Source organism: Kordia sp. (assembly GCF_045105435.1).
Lineage (GTDB): Bacteria > Bacteroidota > Bacteroidia > Flavobacteriales > Flavobacteriaceae > Kordia.
This window is the reverse complement of record NZ_JBGCDL010000346.1, coordinates 1-21,050: the sequence shown is the minus strand read 5'-3', so window position 1 is coordinate 21,050 and position 21,050 is coordinate 1. Positions and strand designations below refer to the sequence as shown.

The window sequence follows — 21,050 nt, the reverse complement described above, 5'->3', positions numbered from 1 at the left end:
ACTAGCTTGTTTGAACAAGCTTTTCGGTTTCAGCTTCAACTTTTCTAATACAACCAATGTATCGAGTAACTCTGTACTTATTCGTTCTTGATCTTCTTTTTTCATACTTTTCTATAAGGCAAAAATACAAAATCTGCGTTTTAACGCGTTAAATTACCTAGCATTACAATTATAATTAATACGGCTGCGGCTACCATAACACCTGCAACTGTTCCTTTGTATTTATCATCTGACTTATAGGAACACACCGTAGTTTCTGAAAACAAATCGTGCCAACCTATTTCTCCAAAAAACGAAAATGGATTGAACGGAATTTTTCTACCAAAAGAACGTCCTACAATTTGCAAGCCTGTTACTCTTAGTTTTCCAAATCCTGTAACGGCACTACTAGTTATGTATTTACCTGGTGTTGATCTAAATAATCCTTCAAAAAGTATATAATATAAAACAGCAAAAAAGAGAAAGACTATATATAGACCAAAATTTTCCCCAAAAGTGCTTTCAAGGCTTCTACTGACAGAACGGAACATTCCGTTCATTAGTATAGGAGAAAATATCAATATAATTAATGCAGAATCAATGGCATAATTTGCACATCGCGCAGCTTTGCTTGTTCTTTTATGTCCAATTTCACGTTTTCCATCTTGCAGAAAAACGACATCTAATGTTCCTTCTGGTAATATTTCAAATTCACGACGTTTTCTACTTTCTTTCAAAAAGAGATAACAAACTGCTACTAAAAGGAATACCTTTACTAATTGAAATAGTGCTAATAAAACAATTTCTGAGAGACTAACTCTTGCACTGATATCTCCTAAACTGTAAAGAATATAAATAGTTCCAAATAAAGCGATTAACAACACAATTAAATTCGCAATAAATGTAACTGCAATACCAAATTCTAACAATCGTTTTTCTTCTCCTTTTGATCGAATATATAAAATGGCTCCAATTAAAATGATAGTGTAAAAAACAGGATTAAAGACTTCTGATAATCCGGAAAAGAAACCAGAATCAAACATATATCTTACTTTGAATAATCGTATTTTAAAATACGACAAATCTAAAAAGTCAAATTGCAAATAACTAATCGTTCTTAATGTTTCGTATTTTACACCATTGTATCGTATTATATAAAAAAAGAATGCAAAAGCAACATTGTACAAAGCTATATACGCTATGTTTTTATAAATAAAATCTTTTATCTTTTGTAAATTCATTGTGTGCTTCTTTTTAATTGATTTCTTGATATAATTTTCCCCATTCCGTCCACGATCCGTCATATACAGTAAATTCTGTAAAACCAGCAAATTCAGCCGCTAAAGCTAAAATACATGCCGTAATTCCTGTTCCGCATGAAAATGTAAATGGTTTTTTTTCGATTTGATAGGATGAAAATACTTCTTTAAGTTCTTGTTTTGATTTAAACGTATTTTGATGCAAAACTTCAGTATATGGAAGATTTTTTGACGTCGGAATATGTCCGCTCCGCAATCCTTTTCTCGGTTCAGGGACTTTTCCTGTAAATCGCGCTTCCGAACGCGCATCTAAAATAATACTCGCTTCATTTTTTACTTCTTGAAGCATGTCGTTATAATTTTTAAACAGTTGCAACTGATCTTTTCCTTGAAAATTTCCAGTAGTTCCACTAAAAGTAGTTTTTGCTTCTGTTATACCGTTTGATGCTTCCCACGCAGGAAATCCGCCATCTAAAACTGCAATATTGTTAAAACCCATCGCTTTAAACATGCACCAAACTCTTGGCGAAGCGTAAATACCCAATTCGTCATACACAACAATAACACTATCTTGATTTATGCCAAGTTGCTGTGCTTTTTTGGTAAACGTTTCTACCGAAATCATAGTGTTCGGAAATGGTGCATCAATATCACTAAATACTTTTTTAATATCAAAAAAGCGTGCATTCGGAATTTGCGATGTAATCGTTGGTTTATTCGCGTCTACAACACGCGGAATCGTTCCGTTTAAAACTATAAGATTGGTTGCATGAAGATATTCTTGCAACCAATCTACGGATACTATTGACTTTATTTCTTGTATTTGCATTAGGCGTCATCAACTGTTTTACGCAGTCGCACGCGTCTATCAAATGCTTGTAATTTATCCGTGACTTTACTTTCCACGAAATCAATTACTTTTTCTTGTAATTTTACTTTGTATACTTTGTTTATGTATGTAATTCCACCTGGCGACATCACATTGACTTCTACTAGTTTTCCGCCAATAACGTCAATTCCAACAAAATACAATCCGTCATTAACTAATTTTGGACCAATTTGCTTACACAAAGCTTTTTCTTCTTTGGTTAGCGAATGTTTCTGAACACTTCCGCCGGCACTTACATTTGATCTGTGATCGTCTGAACCAGGCACACGTTTCATGGCGCCAATTGGCTCACCATTTAAAAGTAAGATACGCACATCACCTTGATCGGCTCCTTCTATATAATCTTGTAAAATGACATAGTTTGATCCGCTATCACCACTTGTGATGTAAAAGTCTAACAATGATTTAATGTTATTCATTGCTGATTTTTCAATCAGAATCACACCTGAACCACCAAAACCATTTAAAGGTTTCAGAATCATCTTATCTGCTTTCGATTCTTTAATTTGCTGTACCAAATAATCTTTATTCTTAGATACATGCGTATTTGGAATAATGTTACTATGCGCATCACCAAAAGCGGCAGTATATAACTTATTGTTAGCTTCTCGCATTCCTTGAAGTGAATTTACGATGAAAACATCATCTTTCACAGAATCTAAAAAGTTTAACATAATTGGATCTAACGGTGGATTTGCGCGCATAAAAATCACGTCAAAACCAGCTAACGGTAACATTTCTTCACGTAAAACGGCTTTTCCATAAAAGGATTTTAGCGTACTAGGCACCTTCTCCATTCGGGTAATCATTGTACAAAAAGCATTGGTCACACTATCTCTAATCGTCAAATTAGAAGGTGTACACATCGCAACTCCATGTCCGCGTTTTACGCATTCTTTAATTAAAGCTAAACTTGTATCATTTTCAGGATCAATATCTTCCCAAGGATACATTAAAAAACAGATATTCATTGAGGTACTTTTTTTGGTTAATTTTTGGTTTTACTAAAAATATATAAAATAGTTGATTTTTATACTATGATTCTTTAGGAGGATAATTATCATCCCAATTTTTAGGTGTTGGATCGTTTAGTTTGCCCAATGATTTGGCCACAACCATAGAAACAGTAGCATCACCAGTTACATTAATAACCGTTCTGCACATATCTAAAGGTCTGTCAATTGCAAAGATTAATGCCAATCCTACGGGTAATAATGTCGGATCAAATCCTACAGATTCTAATACAATTACTAACATTACCATTCCTGCACTTGGTACGGCAGCACTTCCGATAGAAGCCAATAATGCGGTAAATACAATAATTAATTGCACTTGAAAATTGATGTCATCTGGCGTAAGCACTTGCATAATAAATACCGCAGCAATGGCTTGGTATAAACTCGTTCCATCCATATTTACAGTGGCTCCAACTGGCAATACAAACCCTGAAACTTCTTTGTCAACTCCTAAGTGCTCTTCTACTCTTTCCATTGTAACAGGTAAAGTTGCTGCACTTGAACTTGTAGAAAATGCTAGTAATTGCGCAGGACTTATTTGTTTTAAGAACCATAATGGCGATTTTTTCGTGTATACACTTACGATTATTAAGTAGAAAACGATCATTAAAATTAATCCGCCAACAACACACAATCCATACGATAGTAATTTTATCAATATTTCAGCATCATCAAAGGCGACAATTACATTTGCTAATAAAGCAAAAACGGCGTACGGTGCAAACAGCATGATTAAATCGACCATTTTCATGACGATTTCATTCAAGGAATCGAAAATATCAATCATGGGTTTGGCTTTGTTTTCTGGAATTAGTAATAGACAGATTCCTAAGAATAATGCAAAAAAGATAATTTGAAGCATTTTTGCTTCTCCTAACGATTTAAAGATGTTTTTTGGAAAAATATCAACTAAAGCTTGTAATGGACCTGCATCTTTTTGTACTGCGGCTTTGGTCATTTTATCTTTGACACCATCAGAATCTGCATATTTTTCTTTAATTTTTTCAATCGTTTCTTTGGACATTCCCTTGCCAGGTTCTACCGTGTTTACAATTCCCAACCCAATAATAATGGCAACTAAGGTGGTAACTACATAAATTCCAATGGTACGCAATCCCATCTTTTTAATTTTGGCAATATCCTTTAAATCAGAGACTCCTTTTATCAACGAAGCAAGAATTAACGGAACTGCAATTAACTTTAATAAGTTGATAAATATGGTTCCGAAAGGTTTTACCCAACGACTAATGAAATATTCGGCACGTGTTGATTCAATTACTTTTGCAGGAATATTTTTGACAGAAGTAACAGCTTCACCATTTACAATTTGTTGCACAATTTCTTGCGAAGCGGGAATTTCCTTTAAAACTACTTTTCCACTTCCCCAAGAAGTTGATAGTAAGATGAAAGCGAACAATACGCCCAACACCATTCCTATCAAAATTTTCCAATGTAATGCCATTTTTTTCATGCAGTTCCTTTTATGTATGGTTAGTTGTTATTTTTTGATTGTTTTGTTGATTAAATAATAATCGGCTAATACCAAAGCAGCCATTGCTTCTACAATTGGCACAGCTCTTGGCACTACACACGGATCGTGACGTCCTTTTCCTTTCATTTCAACAATGTCACCGTCTTTATTGATCGTATCTTGCGATTGCATAATCGTTGCCACAGGCTTAAAAGCTACATTAAAGTAAATATCCATTCCGTTGCTGATTCCACCTTGAATTCCACCTGAAAGATTGGTTTTCGTAGTTCCATCTTCGTTAAAAATATCATTGTGCTCGCTTCCTTTCATGGTTGCGCCTTCAAATCCGCTTCCATATTCAAAACCTTTTACGGCATTTATGGACAACATGGCTTTTCCTAATTCCGCGTGTAATTTATCAAACACAGGTTCACCCAAACCAAGAGGTACATTTTGCAAAACACACATGATGGTTCCGCCAATAGTGTCGCCTTCTTTTCTGATTTGGCGAATTCGTTCTTCCATTTCTGCTGCTTTCGCAGGATCTGGACAACGCACAGGATTACTTTCTGTTAACGAAAAATCTAATTCGTGATAGTTTTTATCCAATGTAATTTCTCCCACAGAAGACACAAAAGCATTTATTTTAACATCTGAAAGTAGTTGTTTGGCAATGGCGCCTGCAACAACTCTACAAGCGGTTTCACGCGCAGAACTTCTTCCGCCGCCTCTATAATCGCGATGTCCGTACTTTTGATCGTACACGTAATCGGCATGTGATGGACGATACGAATCTTTTATGTGTGAATAATCGTGTGATTTCTGATTGGTATTATGAATTGCAAATCCGATGGGAACTCCTGTCGTTTTTCCTTCAAAAATTCCTGAATAAAAAACAACTGTATCGGGTTCTTTTCGTTGTGTAACAATGGCGGACTGCCCAGGCTTTCTGCGATTCATCTCTTGTTGAATCATCTCTAAATCCAATGCTAAACCAGCTGGACAACCGTCAATAATTCCGCCAATTGCTGCTCCATGCGATTCTCCAAAAGTGGTCAATTTAAAAAGTGATCCAAAAGTATTTCCTGCCATTGTATTATTTTAACAATTGTAAATTTAAACTAACAGATTTAAAAACCCAACAATTGCTTGAAATTAAGTTGACATTTGAAATACAGTGTTGATAAATGACTAATATTCAAATAACTAGTTATAGCTATATTTTATATATTTTTTGAAGTTTTGTGTTTATTTACCGATTGGCAATAATAGTTAATGAAACAAGTATTTATAAGAGGTTGGTTTCTGAGTACTTCTAGATATACAAAATCGAGGATTTTGCACTCGAAGTGACGTTTTGAGTTATTAAGAGACGATTGCCGCACGTTTTTACTAAAACGCTCGTAAAGACGTTTCATAGCAGTTTAAGAAGCAAAATCAATACAAACATTCTAAGAGCGCAGTGACTCTAAACCAACGCTTTTCTCAAAACAGTAATCGGATGCAACGCTTCTTTGTCCGTACCATCTTTTATTTGATGCCTGCAACTTGTTCCGTTTGCCGCAATAATTGTGTTTACTTCCGCAGCTCTTACCGCAGGAAATAAGGACTGCTCGCCCACTTTCATACTGACTTCGTAATGTTCTTTTTCATATCCGAATGAACCTGCCATTCCACAGCAACCTGAAGCTATAATGGTTGGTTTGTAGTTTTTTGGAAGATTTAAGATGTCGTACGTACATTTTTGATTCGATAATGCTTTTTGATAGCAATGCACGTGGATTTTGATGTTTTTAGTTTCTTCCGTAAAGGATTCTGAAGTGATTTCGCCGTTTTTAATTTCTTCCGCAAGGAATTCTTCTAGTAAAAACGTATGTTTTGCAATTTGCTTTGCAGCTTCTTTATCATCTGCCAAACGGATATATTCGTCGCGAAATGTTAAGATTGCAGAAGGTTCAATTCCGACTAAAACCGCATTTTCATTGATGATATTTTTAAAGATTGAAACATTTGTATTTGCTACTTTTTTTGCTTCTGGCAAGAAACCTTTTGAGATAAATGTACGTCCGCTTTCTTCGTGCTTAACATACTTAATTTCATAACCTAATTTCGATAATACGATCAATGCGTCTTGTCCAATTTCAGATTCCAAGTAATTGGTGAATTCATCACTAAAAATATATACTTTTTTAGCTTTTGAAATATTTATATTTAACTGATTTATTGATTTTTGAATTATTTTATCTAAAGTTTTACTTGAATTAACAGGCAATGTGCGTTCTTGCGCAACTCCTAGCTTATTTTTGATGATTTTTGAAGTAAATCCATTTGTTTTAACAAAGTTTGAAAGTCCTGAAAATTTACTCGCCAATCGATTCGATTTCGTTGAAAACGCAAACGCTTTGTCACGAAAAGTAGGTTTATTTGATTTATAATATTGATGTAAAAATTCTGCTTTTAATGCAGCCACATCTACATTACTTGGACATTCGCTCGCGCATGCTTTACAGCTTAAACACAAGTCAAAAACATCTTTTAATTCTGTATAATCAAATTTATTTTTTTTCTCCGAAACCGTTAAAAACTCTCGCAATGCATTGGCGCGTGCACGTGTCGTGTCCTTTTCGTTCAACGTTGCTCTGTAGCTTGGACACATGGTTCCTGAGAAAGAAGCTGGTTTTCTACAATCGCCCGAACCATTGCACTTTTCTGCGGCACGTAATATTCCTTGATTGTCTGAGAAATCAAATAAGGTTTCAATTTCTGGCTCTTTGCGATCGATTTCATAACGTAAAGACGTATCCATTTTGGCTGCATCGACAATTTTTCCAGGATTGAAGATATTGTTCGAATCAAAAACAGCTTTTACTTCTTTTAATAATTCATAGTTCTTCTCGCCTATCATCACAGGAATGAACTCTGCGCGCACAATTCCATCACCGTGTTCGCCACTAAATGAACCTTTATATTTTTTGACCAATCGCGCAACATCGTACGTTATTTTTCGGAATAATACGACATCTTCTTGCTTCTTTAAGTTCAAAATTGGTCGTAAATGCAATTCGCCCGCACCAGCATGTGCATAATACACGGCTTTTTGCTGATATTTTTCCATCAATTGAGAAAATTCAGCTATATAATTTGATAAATCTTCTAAAGCAACCGCAGTATCTTCAATACATGCCACGGCTTTTTTGTCGCCAATAATATTTCCTAATAAGCCTAAACCTGCTTTGCGCAATTCCATCGCTTTGTTAATTTCATTTCCAATTAAAACTGGATAATGGTAACTTTTCCCTTCTTTTTTTATGGAAGCTAACAGTGCATTTGCCTGTGTTTGCAAGTCTTCTTTTGAGTTTGATCGTAATTCAAGTAATAATATTGCTTGCGGATCGCCTTTTACGAAAAATCTGTTTTTGGCTTGCGCCAGATTTGACTTTGTACAATCTAAAATGATTTTATCCATCATTTCACAAGTAAACAGATTGTGCTGCATGGTTAATGAAACCGATTGCAAACAATCTTCGATACTTTCATAATGTGCCGCAATTACACAACTTTCTGTTGGCGGCAATTCGTCTAATTGAAGCGTAATTTTTGTTGTAAACGCAAGCGTTCCTTCACTTCCAGAGAGCAATTGACACATATTGAACGTTTTTCCGTCTGCCGAAAATGGTTTTGCTTTTAACAATTCGTCAATCGCATACCCTGTATTTCGTCTGTGAATGGCTTCTTTTGGAAATTCGATTCGTATTCTCGATTGATTGTTACTATCAATCAGTATGTCATATATTTTTTGATAGATCGCGCCTTCAAGCGTTTGCAAAGCGCGTTTTTGATGGAATTCTTCCGTAGTGATATCGCCAAAAGTCACTTCGCTTCCATCTGACAGTAATACATCCATCGCAATGATTTTATCGCGCGTAACGCCATATTGTATCGAAGTTGTTCCTGATGAATTGTTACCTACCATTCCGCCAATCATACAACGATTGGACGTAGAAGTGTTCGGTCCAAAAAATAAATTGAGTGGCTTTAATTCATTGTTTAATGCATCTCGTACGACTCCAGGTTGCACCGTAACCGTTTTTGCATTTGTGTCAATGTCTAAAATTTTTGTAAAGTGCTTTGAAACATCTACTACAATTCCTTCTCCAACACATTGTCCTGCCAGCGAAGTTCCTGCTGTTCTTGGAATGAGCGACGTATTGTTTGTCTGTGCAAATTTGATCAATTCTTTTAAATCGGCTGTGTTTTTAGGATAGGCAACTGCTAACGGTAGTTTACGATATACAGATGCATCTGTTGCGTATAATATTCTGTGTAGATCATCATAAAAAATAGTACCCGAAAAAATAGCTTTCAATTGTTCTAATTTCGCCTTCATGTCAATGTTTTGCGTGCTTTGTGTAATTTTTGCAGCAATATAAACTTATTTTTTTAGTTATAAATAAGAAACATGTAACGTATCACAATAAGATATTAACATGTGAAATTAATCCAAAAAAAATGATGTATTGTAATTGGTATGGTTGTTGGATTGTTCCATCAAACAAAATTAAAAATATAAATTAGTAAGACATGAAAAAATTAGTGATTTTAGGTATTTTATTTTTAGGATATACGGCTTCTGCACAACAAATAGCGGAGAATGCAATTGGATTGCGAATTGGCGGAAATAATGGATTTGGCACAGAAATTTCTTACCAGAGAGCTTTGTGGGACAATAACCGATTGGAATTGGATTTGGGTTGGAAAGACAACGACGAATACGATGCATATAAGATTACGGGATTGTACCAATGGATTTGGAATATTGATGGTGGATTTAATTGGTATGCTGGCGCTGGTGGCGGAATTGGAAGTTGGAGTAGCAATCGTAATTTGACAAATGATGGCTTTTATGCGTTTTTTGCAGGTACTATTGGTATTGAGTATTCTTTTGATTTTCCACTGCAACTTTCACTAGATGTACGTCCTGAATTTGGCTTTGCAGATGGTTTTAATAACGACTTAGGAATGGATTTAGCGATTGGTGTGCGTTATCAATTTTAATTTTTCTAGGGTAATTCTACACATTTGGTTAAATTTGCGCGTTTAACTTTTAAAATTATTCAACAAAAATGTATTTAAACGTGAAGAAAGTATTTGTGATTACATGTATTATAGGTACACTATTGTTCGCTTCTTGCGAAAAAAAGACACAAAACTCTGGAGATGGATATGCTATAGAAACTACTATTAATGGACTTCCTGATGGTGTTCGCGCATTTTTGAAAGTTCCGAATGATAAAGGCGTTCCACAACCAAAAGATACGGCTATTATTCAAGATGGTAAGTTTCTTTTTAAAGGAAAAGTAGCATACCCACAACTTGGATTTATCTATATTAATGGTGCGCAAGGAAATATAAATGTTCTTTTAGAGAATGCAACAATTACAATTGATGCAAGTAAAGACAGTTTGTCTGCGGCAAAAATTTCTGGTGGAAAGCACAACCAAGAGTATCTTAAGTTTGTTGAAGACTCGAAAGTGTTGGCTAAAAATGTCCAAGAGGTAAGAGCGCGTTATCAAGCAGCTATAAAATCGAAAGATACTGAAAAGATTAATTCTACAAAAAAAGAAGTTACTGCATTAGATCAGCAAGCAGTTAAGTATCAAGAAAAATATGTTTTAGATCATCCTAGCTCCTATATATCTGTGATGTTAGTGAATCGTTTGTTCCTAAACAAATTGATTACTGCGCAGAAAGCAAAGCAATTTTTTGACGCACTTCCAGACGATATGAAGAAAACACCTGTTGCAGAACAATTATTTGTAAAGACTACAGAAATGTTACGCTCATCTGTTGGCGGAATGGCTACGAATTTTACAGCGCCAAACCCAGAAGGGAAAATGGTTTCTTTGAATGATATAAAAGGAAAAGTAACTATTGTTGATTTTTGGGCAGCTTGGTGTGGACCTTGCCGTAGAGAGAACCCGAATGTGGTAAAAATTTATGAAAAGTATCATAAAGATGGATTGGAAATTATAGGTGTTTCTTTAGATGGCCGTCCAAATCAGAATAACGCTAAGGAAGATTGGATTCGTGCTATTAAAACAGACGGATTGCCTTGGCATCAAGTTTCAAACTTAGATGGTTTTAGAGATGGAATTGCGCGTACATATAATGTTCGTTCTATCCCGTCAACTTTTATTTTGAATGAAAAAGGAGAAATTGCTGCGAAAAATTTACGTGGAGCAGCTTTGGAAGCTAAGATTAAGGAAATGCTTGGGAAGTAGGTTGTGAGTTTATGAGTAAAATTAAATTTTCAGCTGGAAACTTACATATATAAAAACTGATTTTCAACGAGTTAGTTTTTAATTGAAAAAAACGTATATTTTTTGTTTGGATGGTTCAAAAACAATAGTATATTTGCAACCGATTTTATAACAAATATCGTTGGGGAGATACTCAAGCGGCCAACGAGGGCAGACTGTAAATCTGCTGACTACGTCTTCGCAGGTTCGAATCCTGCTCTCCCCACATCAAGCAAGAAACCATGTCAATTGACATGGTTTTTTTGTTTTATAGAAAAATCAAACAACGTTTGTATTTTGAAGTGAAACAAAAAAATGTTACAGCGATAGCTGTTGGTTTCTTATTTGCAGGAGTGACGTAATAGGATCAAGAAATAATCCTGCTCTCCCCACATTAACTCGAAAAGTCTACATGGAAGTGTAGGCTTTTTATTTTTTAAACCGTTTTGACAACTTGTTTCAAAATAAGTTTTAAAAAATAAAAAGATGCAGCTGCAATAGCAGCGTTACTTTTCATTTTCACAATGTAGCAAGCAGGATATTTAATCTTGCTCTCCTTACAAAGTAAAAAATCCGATTAGTAATTGATCGGATTTTTTGTTTTTATAGTATTGATCTTCTACTCTATTAGCATATATTGTATGATAGTTTCATTAAGATATTCTGGTGTATCATACGTATCTCGTTTGTAAAATAACTTTATAATTCCTTTGCTAGTACCTACAATTGCATTTACTTCTATTGAGATATCTACTTTTGGAGGTGCTGTTGTTTTGTCAACATCATCCAATGAAGTTGTAGTGTTTGATGTAGAATTTTTTGAATTAATTTCTGAAGCTTTATCTATTTGCATAGCGACTACTTTACCACCATCGCCTATTACTTGTTTTTCAGAAAAATTAAATTCATACCCTTTATCCGTTTTAAATGCTTTGTACTCTTTCACTTCTTTAGCAAAATACCCATACGGATTCATGATAGGAAGTGAGTCAACTATATGTACGTTAAAAAGCGGTTTTTCTTTATATATAGCTAACAAATATTTGATGTCATTTTTATGTATCAAATTTAAAACTCCTTTTTCATTAGTTAATTCATGTCGAGCCATAGCGAGTTCATCTAACACCTCTTTTTCATCAACATACTTCTCTTCTACTTTCTCTAAACGATTTAACAAGCTATTTTTCAATAGTTTACGATTAGCAACATTATATTCTCCCGTTGTAGGATTGTATTTAATCTGTGTTTTTATATTTTCAAGAAGTTCAAAACGAAGTTCATCTGATTTAACATTAGACAAGTAAATATAAATATCTAAAGAGTCCTTATCAACTTCATTAAATTCCATATTGAACTGATAAAACAGCGTGTTTTTTCTTTCTAGTGTAGCATCAATTTTTTTGACTTGATATGCTAATTTTAATCCTTTTTTGAATTTAGGCGTCACTTGAATTGTTGAATCTTTCTCATTAACCTCTATTTGTGCATTGATAGCACAGCAAGACAAAAATATAATAAAGGTAAGCATCGTTTTAATGTTCATTTGTATGAGTTTTAACAAATAAACCGCTTTTTTATCTCTTTCGCAAAAGGAAAATTCCCCTATTTTATTCTGTAAGGTCTAGATTTTCTGAAAAAGTAATTAATTTTAAATTTTCCCAAGTTTCGTCAAAATAAATAAAACAACAATCGGAATTGCCATTAAACCTACTATGAGCGTTTCTTCTTGCAATATACTTGGGCGAAGTATCAACGTTATGACAAATCCCGCGACAGCGCCACCAAAATGCGCATCGTGTCCAATGTTTCCTAAGCTTTTTTTCATTCCGTAAATAGAAAAAGCCAAATAACCTATTCCTACGATGTACGCTTTTATTCGAAACGGAATAAACATGATGTATAAATCATTGTTGGGAAATAATAAGATAGAAGCATATACAATTCCAGAAACGGCTCCACTAGCGCCTAAAGCGCTGTAATGCGGTTCATTTCTATGAAAATAGTATGAGAGTAAATTTCCGAAAAGGAGACTTGCAATGTAAATCAACAAGAAATATTGTGGTCCAAATTGATAAATAACACTATCGGCAAAAAAGTACAACGTCATCATGTTGAATAGCAAGTGCATAAAATCTGCATGTAAAAACCCGGACGTAAACATGCGATAGTGTTGCCCGTTATTAATTGCGCTGATATTGAATAAATATTTATTTATAAATGAGTCGTCCTCAAAACCTTTAAGAGATGGCAAAACGTTTATTAATATTATTCCGATCGTTACTGGTTCTAAATTCATTTCCAAATAGCTTTTTTACATGCCAAATATAGCTATATTTGTCAAAATTTAGTATCTCTATGCAGCTTATTGCGTTCATTTTAATATATCCGATTCTCTGGCTGATTTCGATTTTACCATTTCGTCTACTTTACTTGTTTTCTGACTTTTGCTATTTGATTATTTATCACATTGTTGGTTATCGGAAAAAAGTTGTGCGTGGAAACATGAAGTTGGTTTTTCCTGAAAAGAGTGACGCCGAACGTTTAAAGATGGAAAAGAAATATTATAGTCATTTGTGTGATATGTTCTTGGAAATGATTAAATCACTTACTATTTCAGATGCTTCCCTACGCAAACGTTTTGTGTTTCCTAATATTGAATTGATTAACGAATACGAGAAAAAAGGACAAAGTATCATTCTAATTTCTGGACATTACGCAAATTGGGAATGGATGAATGTGATGAAAGAATATGTGTCTTTTAAAGGATACGGAATTTATAAGAAGTTAAGCAATAAGTATTTTGATAAGTTAGTACGTGATATTCGCGAGAAGCGAGATTCGAAATTAATTACCACGAAAGAAACGTTTAAAACGATCAAGAAAGATCAAGATAATGGTGTTTTAGGAATTTATTATATGGTGAGTGATCAGTCGCCAAAACCATTAGCACATTATTATTGGACTGATTTTATGAACATTACGGTTCCTTGCTTTGATGGACCAGAAGCATTAGCTCGCAAAGCCGACATGCCTTTTATTTATTTTAGAATTGAAAAAGTAAAACGTGGACATTATCAAGGTATTTTTGAAGATTTAACTCCGAAAGGAATTTCAAATTATGCCAAACATGAACCTACCGAATTTTTCTACAGAGCGCTAGAAAGACAAATAAGAGAAGTGCCCGAATATTATTATTGGGTACACAAACGTTGGAAACACAGAGATAAAGTGCCGCCAGCATATCAAGAGAGAGAAAGTAATTAATGATCATTTATGAAAGCATCTGATGTTACATTTTCTCAAAATCAAATTTTTATTACTGGTGTAAAAGCTCCTTTGGCTAGCAGAATTCCTATACTAGTTTTAGCAATAGTTTGTGTCTTAATTCCGTTTGCTGTATTAGGATATCGACTTGTTGAAGGATTAGGATTTCATATATCAATAGTTATAATGTTACTATTTTTTGGCGGACTTAGTTATTCTTTATTAAGATCTTTATTATGGAATACCTACGGAAAAGAAATACTGACTTTTGAAGAAGACTCAATCACTTACACAACTGACTACAAACACCTTAAAGGAAGTTCGTTTAGTCTACAAAGTGATATCAGCACTCAATTTTCATATATCAATAAGGAACAAGACACCTATTTATTTAAAATAGAGAATGAATTTGATAGTATTGAGAGTGTATTACCAATCACTATCTATCATATTAGAAAGCTACAACAAGAACTAAATACACGGTATCAAATCATATTATAATTACACAACTCTGCCTTCTTTTTGTGCTTTTGCATCTAACCAACTTCCAATAGCGAGTCCGAATGCTAAACCTATTGGCAAGCCAAAAGCTATATTTCCAAAGACAATTCCCCAAGGCATTCCACACGCCATTCCTAATGGAATCCACATGCTTACATAATATCCTTTGTGTACGAGTTTGTGTTTCATCATTACAGCATTTTTAATTTTAGCTTTCTTTTTAGAAAAAGCACGTCGAATTTCTTTATTGTCAAATTGTTCTTTTGAAGGAATTGAAGCTAAAAGATCGTTCATTTGCGCTTTAAACATTGCTAAACCTTTCGGTGAAGCAGCATGTGTTGCCATTTTTTCTAACAAACGTTTAAAATATGCTGTTTCTACTTTTTTATGTAAAGACTCGTCAAAAGAAGCCGTTTTTTTATCTAATGTGCGAATAGCTTCGTTTTTCCAGTCAGTATAGGTAGTTTCCATGATGATTGTGCCTTGCGTTTGATATAATAAGTAGCGTAATTTTGTGTTTTGTTACAGTATTCTAAACTACAGAACGATTAATAGTATGCTTATAGTATTTCTAATTAATTTTACTTGAGTTTATAACTTTACTAAAATAAAAAAAGCCATCCAAACGGACAGCTTTTTATTTTATATTTTAGAATTTCTACAAGTTTGCAATCGCCGAAATCTCTTTCATAATACGTTGTGCCAAATCATCAGCTTCTTGTTGCGATTTTGCTTCTGTATAAATTCTAATAATTGGTTCTGTATTCGATTTTCGTAAATGCACCCAGTTTTCTGCGAAATCAATTTTTACACCATCAATCGTAGTTACATCTTCGTTTGCATACTTCTCCTCCATGGCTTTTAAAATTCCATCTACGTCTAATTGTGGCGTCAATTGAATTTTGTTTTTGCTCATAAAATAACTTGGATAACTATCACGCAATTCGCGAACAGTCATTTTCTTTTCAGCTAAATGTGTCAAGAATAATGCAACTCCAACTAACGAATCGCGTCCGTAATGTGAATCTGGATAAATAATTCCGCCATTTCCTTCACCACCAATAACTGCATTGGTATCTTTCATTTTTATCACTACATTCACTTCTCCAACCGCACTTGCTTGGTACATTCCGCCGTGTTTCTCTGTCACATCGCGCAAAGCTCTTGACGAAGATAAATTAGAAACTGTATTTCCTTTTACTTTCCCCAATACATAATCTGCGCAAGCGACCAAGGTATATTCTTCTCCAAACATTTCGCCATCATCACAAATAAATGCCAAACGATCTACATCAGGATCAACTACAACTCCTAAATCGGCTTTTTCTTTGACTACCAATTCAGAAATATCTGCTAAATTCTCTTTTAGTGGTTCAGGATTGTGTGGAAAATGTCCGTTTGGTTCGCAATACAATTCTACCACATCAACGTTTAACGCACGTAATAACTGCGGAATGGCAATTCCTCCAGTAGAATTTACGCCATCTACAACGACTTTAAAATTCGCTTTTTTAATGGCTTCTGCATCTACTAAAGCAAGATTTAATACTTCTTCAATATGTTTTGTGATGTAAGTATCATTTGGTGTTACCGTTCCTAAATCGTCAACTTCAGCAAAATCGAAATCATCGCTTTCGGCGATTTCTAAGATTTCTGCACCATCAGCACCATTTAAGAATTCACCTTTATGGTTTAATAGTTTTAGCGCATTCCATTGTTTTGGATTGTGACTTGCCGTCAGAATGATTCCTCCATCAGCATTTTCTAACGGAACAGCCACTTCTACTGTTGGCGTTGTTGACAATCCAAGATCAATAATATCGATTCCCAAACCAACTAAAGTATTTACGACCAAATTCTGAATCATTGCTCCAGAAATTCGCGCATCTCTACCAATAACAACGGTTAATTTTGTTTTGTTATATTCTTTTTTCAACCAAGTTCCGTACGCACTTGCAAATTTTACTGCATCAATTGGTGTCAAATTATCACCAACATTTCCTCCAATGGTTCCACGAATCCCTGAAATTGATTTGATTAACGTCATAATATATTATCTAAATTTATTTTTAAGTTTTAAAAACGGTTTTTCAAAGTATTGATATGATAAGTGCGAAACTATAAAAGTTATGCCAAAAACAAGTCCATACGAGAGCAAAATTATTGTTAGATCCGACATTTCAACTTTCGCAACCAATTTAAGCAATATAAATCCAATAAGTTGCATAACTAATGGATGAAACATATAAATTCCGTACGATATTTTCCCTAAATAGTTTAACTGCTTGTTTCGTATGTTAATTACTGGACTGTAACTCAGCGTTAATATTACAAAACTAAACAATAGCATACTTATAAAGTGGTATACATTTGGATCAATTCCTTTGATAAAATCTGTAAAGAAATACAATATAAATAACACCAAGATAACCACTTTTAGATATTTGTGAATTTTATTTCCTAAATCATATCGTTCATGCAATACCGCTACTAATCCGCCTGTTGAGAAGTAAAAGTATAAGAAATCAAATTTTCGTAAGAACGGAAATAAATCACTTGCAAAAATAGCAAAATACACTAAAGTTAAAACGAATATGAATATGATAAAGAATTTCTTTTTGATGAATGCTAACATTGGCGGAATGAGCAAATAGAATTGTTCTTCGATTCCAATAGACCAAAGTATTTCTATCGCGCCACCAGGTTGATATAAAGTAGAAGCTACGTTGGGCAAGAAAAAAACATATAACAACAACGCATTTGTCAAATCATACTCCGCTTCGTAGGGAATTCCCATATAAGACAATATTACTTTGTAATAGAGAAACCCGACAAAAAGAATTAAAAAGTATAGTGGATAAATTCGCAGAATTCGCCGAATATAGAAGCTTTTCAAGTCTATTTTCCCTTTTTGTACGACTTCTTTGTACAATAATCGGATGATTAAATATCCGCTTAGCACAAAAAACACGTATACCGCTTCTCTTCCTTTATGAAAAATAACACCATCATTGTATGCTGCCAAGCCTCTATTCCTAAAAAACTCAGGAATATGTACTAGCATAACAGGTATTGTTAGTAAGAAACGTAATGGATTAAGATTTGGGAGAAATTTCAAACGATGTTTTTTACAAATATAGTATTCTTAGAAAAATATTCTTATTAAATTTAACAAATGAACTTCTTAGCACATATTTACCTTTCGCATAACGACGACGAAATAAAGATTGGAAATTTTATTGCCGACAGCATTCGCGGGAAAAAATACAAAGAGTTTCCACCAAGAGTACAAACAGGCGTTTTACTACATCGACATATCGATACATTTACAGATGCGCATCCAACGGTGCGACAAAGCACAAAACGCTTGCATGAAAATTATAGTCATTATAGCGGCGTTATTGTAGATATATTATATGATCATTTTTTAGCCAAAAACTGGAAAAAATATTCTGACATTCCGTTAGAAACCTACGTAAACGATTTTTATCATTTGTTGGAAGATAATTTTGAAATGCTTCCGCTGAATGTAAAACGCTTGCTTCCACACATGATTCACGACAATTGGTTGCTGAGTTATGCTTCTATAGAAGGAATTACAAAAGTGCTTGAAGGAATGAACAGAAGAACGCAAAATCGTTCCAAAATGAATTTAGCTGTCGTAGAACTTCAAGAGTTTTATGATGAGTTTGAAGCTGAATTCACTTCCTTTTTTGACGAATTAATCGAATTTACCAAACAAAAATTAAACGAATTAGAACATGAATAGAATCCTTCTTTTTAGCCTGTGTTGTCTGTTTTTCTTCTCTTGTAAAGAAACCAAAAAAGAAAAAGAACCTGTAAAAGGCGTTATTTCTGAAAATGCAATGGTGGTTTCGGCACGCAAAGAAGTTTCTAAAATAGGAAATCTCATTCTAAAAAAAGGTGGAAATGCGTTTGATGCCATGGCAGCTATGGAAATGGCGCTCGCAGTTGCGTATCCATATGCAGGAAGTTTGGGCGGCGGCGGATTTATGGTGTATCGCTTGGAAGATGGAAGTATTGGCTCATTAGATTTCAGAGAAAAAGCGCCGTTGGCAGCTTCTAAAAATATGTATCTCGATTCTATTACAGACAAGGTAATTCCCAATAAAAGTACGCTTGGCGCAATGGCCGTCGGAATTCCTGGGAATATTGCCGGAATTTATGCTTCGCACGGAAAATATGGGAAATTACCAATGAGCGAAATCTTAGCGCCCGTAATTGCACTTGCTAAAAAAGGAGTTGTCGTTACTAAAAAACAACAAATACGCTTGGAACATTATCGTGAAAGCTTCTTAAAAGTAAACGATTCAAATATGTTGTTTGCAAAAGGTTGGAAAGCAACAGATACCATCAAACGCATGCAGTTGGCAAAAACGCTAGAACGCATTCAGAAAAATGGCCGTGACGAATTTTACAAAGGTGAAACAGCGCAGAAATTAGTTGATTTTATGCAACAATCTGGCGGAATTATGACCATGGAAGATTTAGCAAAATACGAAGCTAAATGGCGTACACCAATTTCATTTACGTATGACGATTTACGCGTAATTTCGATGTCGCCACCATCAAGTGGAGGAATTTGCTTGGCAGAAATTATGAAAGCTATTGAACCGTATGATTTAGCTGAATTTGGACATAATACGACAAAATCCATTCAATTGATTACAGAAGCAGAACGCAGAGCGTATGCCGATCGAAATTACTTTTTAGGTGATCCTGATTTTGTAACGATTCCCACAGAAACCTTATTGAGTGATAATTATATTAAAGAACGCATGTCTACTTTTTCTTTTGAGAAAGCCACACCATCTTCTGAAGTTGCACACGGAAATATTGAAATTGTAGAAAGTGATGAAACCACGCACTACTCTATTGTAGATCAGTTTGGAAATGCGGTTTCGGTCACTACAACAATTAATGGTGCGTACGGTTCTAAATTATATTGCGAGGAATTAGGTTTCTTTTTAAACAACGAAATGGACGATTTTAGCGCAAAACCTGGAGTTCCAAATATGTTTGGATTAATTGGCGCAAAAGCAAATAGTATTGCGCCCGAAAAACGTATGTTAAGCTCCATGACTCCAACAATAGTTGAGAAAGACGGAAAATTGTATATGGTTGTAGGAACGCCTGGCGGATCCACCATTATAACAAGTGTGTTGCAAACTATTTTGAATGTACATGAATATAATATGGGCATGCAAGAAGCGGTGAATCAGCCACGTTTTCACCATCAATGGTTGCCAGATACCATAAAAATGGAACCTAGAGGATTTAGTGATGAATTGAAAGCTGAATTAACAAAACTTGGCTATACTGTTGATGCTACAAATAGTCCTGTGATTGGAAAAGTGGAAGGAATTTTGATTCTATCAAACGGAAAACTGGAAGGCGGCGCAGATCCACGTGGCGATGATGAGGCGGTTGGGTTTTAGACGCGCTTTGGTTTTAGATCGCTATCGCTGTTAGATCGGCTTTGCCTCTTAGACTCGCTTTGCTTTTAGATCGCTATCGCTTTTAGATCGGCTTTACCTCTTAGACTTGCTTTGCTTTTAGACCGCTGTCGCTGTTAGAATCAAGATCGCTTTGCTACTAGACTCTTTAACCTATTTGATACGTCTTTGCGAGGAAGCATGACGTGGCAATCTTTTTCTTTCGGAAGCGAATTTTACTTATTATCAACGAATGAAATAAGAAACTTCTCAATACTCAATACTAACACCTCAATACTATTTATTTTTCATCATGGAATTCGTACTAAAACTACAAGAAGTTTTTGAATCTAATGCTAATGCTCAGAATCAGCAGCAAATGCAGAACTATATGCGCAATTTGTTTCATTTTCATGGGATTAAAGCACCAATTCGCAAGCAATTGACCAAAGAACTCCTACTCGATTATAAACCGTTTCTTCAAGAAAATATTCGTGATGTGGTGACAAAACTATACAATTTACCACAACGCGAATATCATTATACAGCAATGGAATTGTATCAAAAGTTTCTGAATAAAAAGTACATATTGGAAGACGGACGTTTTTTTACACGCATGATTACCACACATTCTTGGTGGGACAGCGTAGATTTTTTAGCGAAACATGTATTTGGAAAGTATTTGTTACAGTTTCCTGAACAGAAACGAAAAATGCTCGATCATTATACTGAAAGCGATAATATGTGGCTAAATCGTTCCGCAATTTTGTGCCAACTGAGTTATAAGAATGAAACTGACGCAGCGGAATTATTCAAACAATGTACATTGCATAAGCATTCTGACGAGTTTTTCATTCAAAAAGCCATTGGTTGGGCATTGCGTGAATACGGAAAAGTTCAGCCTGAAGCTGTATTA

Annotated in this window: 18 protein-coding genes and 1 tRNA gene; 8 read left to right on the top strand and 11 right to left on the bottom strand. The window is 34.6% G+C overall.

The annotated features are described in order from the left end of the window. Window positions 1-140: 140 nt before the first annotated feature. From AB8B65_RS17660 to AB8B65_RS17635, 6 genes are all read right to left on the bottom strand, one after another. Window positions 141-1,220 (bottom strand): RDD family protein, encoded by a 1,080-nt coding sequence (locus tag AB8B65_RS17660; protein ID WP_405302606.1) that lies wholly within the window; start codon window positions 1,218-1,220, stop codon window positions 141-143. Window positions 1,221-1,233: 13 nt separating this feature from the next. After that, window positions 1,234-2,067, bottom strand: a complete 834-nt coding sequence (locus tag AB8B65_RS17655; RefSeq protein ID WP_405302605.1) for a sulfurtransferase — start codon at window positions 2,065-2,067, stop codon at window positions 1,234-1,236. Then, a complete protein-coding gene (gene gshB / locus AB8B65_RS17650; protein WP_405302604.1) occupies window positions 2,067-3,098 on the bottom strand; it encodes a glutathione synthase in 1,032 nt (343 codons plus the stop codon). The genes AB8B65_RS17655 and gshB overlap by 1 nt, the downstream gene beginning before the upstream one ends. 64 nt (window positions 3,099-3,162) lie before the next feature. Further along, window positions 3,163-4,614 carry a dicarboxylate/amino acid:cation symporter gene (locus tag AB8B65_RS17645; protein WP_405302603.1) on the bottom strand — a complete coding sequence of 484 codons (1,452 nt, stop codon included), beginning with the start codon at window positions 4,612-4,614 and terminating at the stop codon, window positions 3,163-3,165. A 27-nt stretch (window positions 4,615-4,641) separates the two neighbouring features. Continuing rightward, the gene (aroC, locus tag AB8B65_RS17640; protein ID WP_405302602.1) at window positions 4,642-5,706 is read right to left on the bottom strand and encodes a chorismate synthase; all 1,065 of its coding nucleotides are present in this window, start codon (window positions 5,704-5,706) and stop codon (window positions 4,642-4,644) included. 376 nt (window positions 5,707-6,082) lie between these two features. Continuing rightward, window positions 6,083-9,001: an FAD-binding and (Fe-S)-binding domain-containing protein gene (locus AB8B65_RS17635; protein ID WP_405302601.1), complete on the bottom strand. Its 2,919-nt coding sequence runs from the start codon at window positions 8,999-9,001 to the stop codon at window positions 6,083-6,085. Window positions 9,002-9,195: 194 nt separating this feature from the next. On the opposite strand from AB8B65_RS17635, the gene AB8B65_RS17630 reads away from it, so the two are divergent. From AB8B65_RS17630 to AB8B65_RS17620, 3 genes are all read left to right on the top strand, one after another. Then, a complete protein-coding gene (locus tag AB8B65_RS17630) occupies window positions 9,196-9,669 on the top strand; it encodes a hypothetical protein (RefSeq protein ID WP_405302600.1) in 474 nt (157 codons plus the stop codon). Between the two features lie 80 nt (window positions 9,670-9,749). Continuing rightward, window positions 9,750-10,895, top strand: a complete 1,146-nt coding sequence (locus AB8B65_RS17625; RefSeq protein WP_405302599.1) for a redoxin domain-containing protein — start codon at window positions 9,750-9,752, stop codon at window positions 10,893-10,895. Between the two features lie 162 nt (window positions 10,896-11,057). Then, window positions 11,058-11,139: transfer RNA gene (locus tag AB8B65_RS17620), tRNA-Tyr, on the top strand. Between the two features lie 393 nt (window positions 11,140-11,532). Here the strand turns inward: AB8B65_RS17620 and AB8B65_RS17615 are convergent. Together AB8B65_RS17615 and AB8B65_RS17610 are read right to left on the bottom strand one after the other, a co-directional pair. Further along, window positions 11,533-12,456 carry a hypothetical protein gene (locus AB8B65_RS17615; RefSeq protein ID WP_405302598.1) on the bottom strand — a complete coding sequence of 308 codons (924 nt, stop codon included), beginning with the start codon at window positions 12,454-12,456 and terminating at the stop codon, window positions 11,533-11,535. A 105-nt stretch (window positions 12,457-12,561) separates the two neighbouring features. After that, window positions 12,562-13,209, bottom strand: a complete 648-nt coding sequence (locus AB8B65_RS17610; RefSeq protein ID WP_405302597.1) for a rhomboid family intramembrane serine protease — start codon at window positions 13,207-13,209, stop codon at window positions 12,562-12,564. Window positions 13,210-13,268: 59 nt separating this feature from the next. On the opposite strand from AB8B65_RS17610, the gene AB8B65_RS17605 reads away from it, so the two are divergent. Beyond that, window positions 13,269-14,177: a lysophospholipid acyltransferase family protein gene (locus AB8B65_RS17605; RefSeq protein ID WP_405302596.1), complete on the top strand. Its 909-nt coding sequence runs from the start codon at window positions 13,269-13,271 to the stop codon at window positions 14,175-14,177. 9 nt (window positions 14,178-14,186) lie between these two features. Beyond that, a complete protein-coding gene (locus tag AB8B65_RS17600; protein ID WP_405302595.1) occupies window positions 14,187-14,678 on the top strand; it encodes a hypothetical protein in 492 nt (163 codons plus the stop codon). Here the strand turns inward: AB8B65_RS17600 and AB8B65_RS17595 are convergent, their stop codons facing one another. The 3 genes from AB8B65_RS17595 to AB8B65_RS17585 all read right to left on the bottom strand — a co-directional run bounded on the left by AB8B65_RS17595 (window position 14,679) and on the right by AB8B65_RS17585 (window position 17,796). Beyond that, window positions 14,679-15,149 carry a hypothetical protein gene (locus tag AB8B65_RS17595; RefSeq protein WP_405302594.1) on the bottom strand — a complete coding sequence of 157 codons (471 nt, stop codon included), beginning with the start codon at window positions 15,147-15,149 and terminating at the stop codon, window positions 14,679-14,681. 187 nt (window positions 15,150-15,336) lie between these two features. Next, a complete protein-coding gene (gene glmM / locus AB8B65_RS17590) occupies window positions 15,337-16,725 on the bottom strand; it encodes a phosphoglucosamine mutase (protein ID WP_405302593.1) in 1,389 nt (462 codons plus the stop codon). Window positions 16,726-16,731: 6 nt separating this feature from the next. Beyond that, on the bottom strand, window positions 16,732-17,796 hold the full coding sequence (locus AB8B65_RS17585; RefSeq protein WP_405302592.1) for an acyltransferase family protein: 1,065 nt from the start codon (window positions 17,794-17,796) through the stop codon (window positions 16,732-16,734). Window positions 17,797-17,853: 57 nt separating this feature from the next. Here AB8B65_RS17585 and AB8B65_RS17580 point away from each other — a divergent pair, with 57 nt between their 5' ends. From AB8B65_RS17580 to AB8B65_RS17570, 3 genes are all read left to right on the top strand, one after another. Further along, on the top strand, window positions 17,854-18,447 hold the full coding sequence (locus AB8B65_RS17580) for an ACP phosphodiesterase (protein WP_405302591.1): 594 nt from the start codon (window positions 17,854-17,856) through the stop codon (window positions 18,445-18,447). Next, window positions 18,440-20,137: a gamma-glutamyltransferase gene (gene ggt / locus AB8B65_RS17575; RefSeq protein WP_405302590.1), complete on the top strand. Its 1,698-nt coding sequence runs from the start codon at window positions 18,440-18,442 to the stop codon at window positions 20,135-20,137. The genes AB8B65_RS17580 and ggt overlap by 8 nt, the downstream gene beginning before the upstream one ends. Window positions 20,138-20,447: 310 nt before the next feature. Further along, a partial coding sequence (locus tag AB8B65_RS17570; RefSeq protein WP_405302589.1) for a DNA alkylation repair protein occupies window positions 20,448-21,050 on the top strand: 603 nt, incomplete at its 3' end.

Bases quoted from the DNA above. Each gene is read 5' to 3' on its own strand.
- AB8B65_RS17605 (WP_405302596.1), top strand. From the start codon at position 13,269: ATGCAGCTTATTGCGTTCATTTTAATATATCCGATTCTCTGGCTGATT.
- AB8B65_RS17595 (WP_405302594.1), bottom strand. From the start codon at position 15,149: ATGGAAACTACCTATACTGACTGGAAAAACGAAGCTATTCGCACATTA.
- glmM (WP_405302593.1), bottom strand. From the start codon at position 16,725: ATGACGTTAATCAAATCAATTTCAGGGATTCGTGGAACCATTGGAGGA.
- AB8B65_RS17600 (WP_405302595.1), top strand. From the start codon at position 14,187: ATGAAAGCATCTGATGTTACATTTTCTCAAAATCAAATTTTTATTACT.
- gshB (WP_405302604.1), bottom strand. From the start codon at position 3,098: ATGAATATCTGTTTTTTAATGTATCCTTGGGAAGATATTGATCCTGAA.
- AB8B65_RS17630 (WP_405302600.1), top strand. From the start codon at position 9,196: ATGAAAAAATTAGTGATTTTAGGTATTTTATTTTTAGGATATACGGCT.
- AB8B65_RS17645 (WP_405302603.1), bottom strand. From the start codon at position 4,614: ATGAAAAAAATGGCATTACATTGGAAAATTTTGATAGGAATGGTGTTG.
- AB8B65_RS17655 (WP_405302605.1), bottom strand. From the start codon at position 2,067: ATGCAAATACAAGAAATAAAGTCAATAGTATCCGTAGATTGGTTGCAA.
- AB8B65_RS17635 (WP_405302601.1), bottom strand. From the start codon at position 9,001: ATGAAGGCGAAATTAGAACAATTGAAAGCTATTTTTTCGGGTACTATT.
- AB8B65_RS17660 (WP_405302606.1), bottom strand. From the start codon at position 1,220: ATGAATTTACAAAAGATAAAAGATTTTATTTATAAAAACATAGCGTAT.
- AB8B65_RS17615 (WP_405302598.1), bottom strand. From the start codon at position 12,456: ATGAACATTAAAACGATGCTTACCTTTATTATATTTTTGTCTTGCTGT.
- AB8B65_RS17610 (WP_405302597.1), bottom strand. From the start codon at position 13,209: ATGAATTTAGAACCAGTAACGATCGGAATAATATTAATAAACGTTTTG.
- ggt (WP_405302590.1), top strand. From the start codon at position 18,440: ATGAATAGAATCCTTCTTTTTAGCCTGTGTTGTCTGTTTTTCTTCTCT.
- aroC (WP_405302602.1), bottom strand. From the start codon at position 5,706: ATGGCAGGAAATACTTTTGGATCACTTTTTAAATTGACCACTTTTGGA.
- AB8B65_RS17580 (WP_405302591.1), top strand. From the start codon at position 17,854: ATGAACTTCTTAGCACATATTTACCTTTCGCATAACGACGACGAAATA.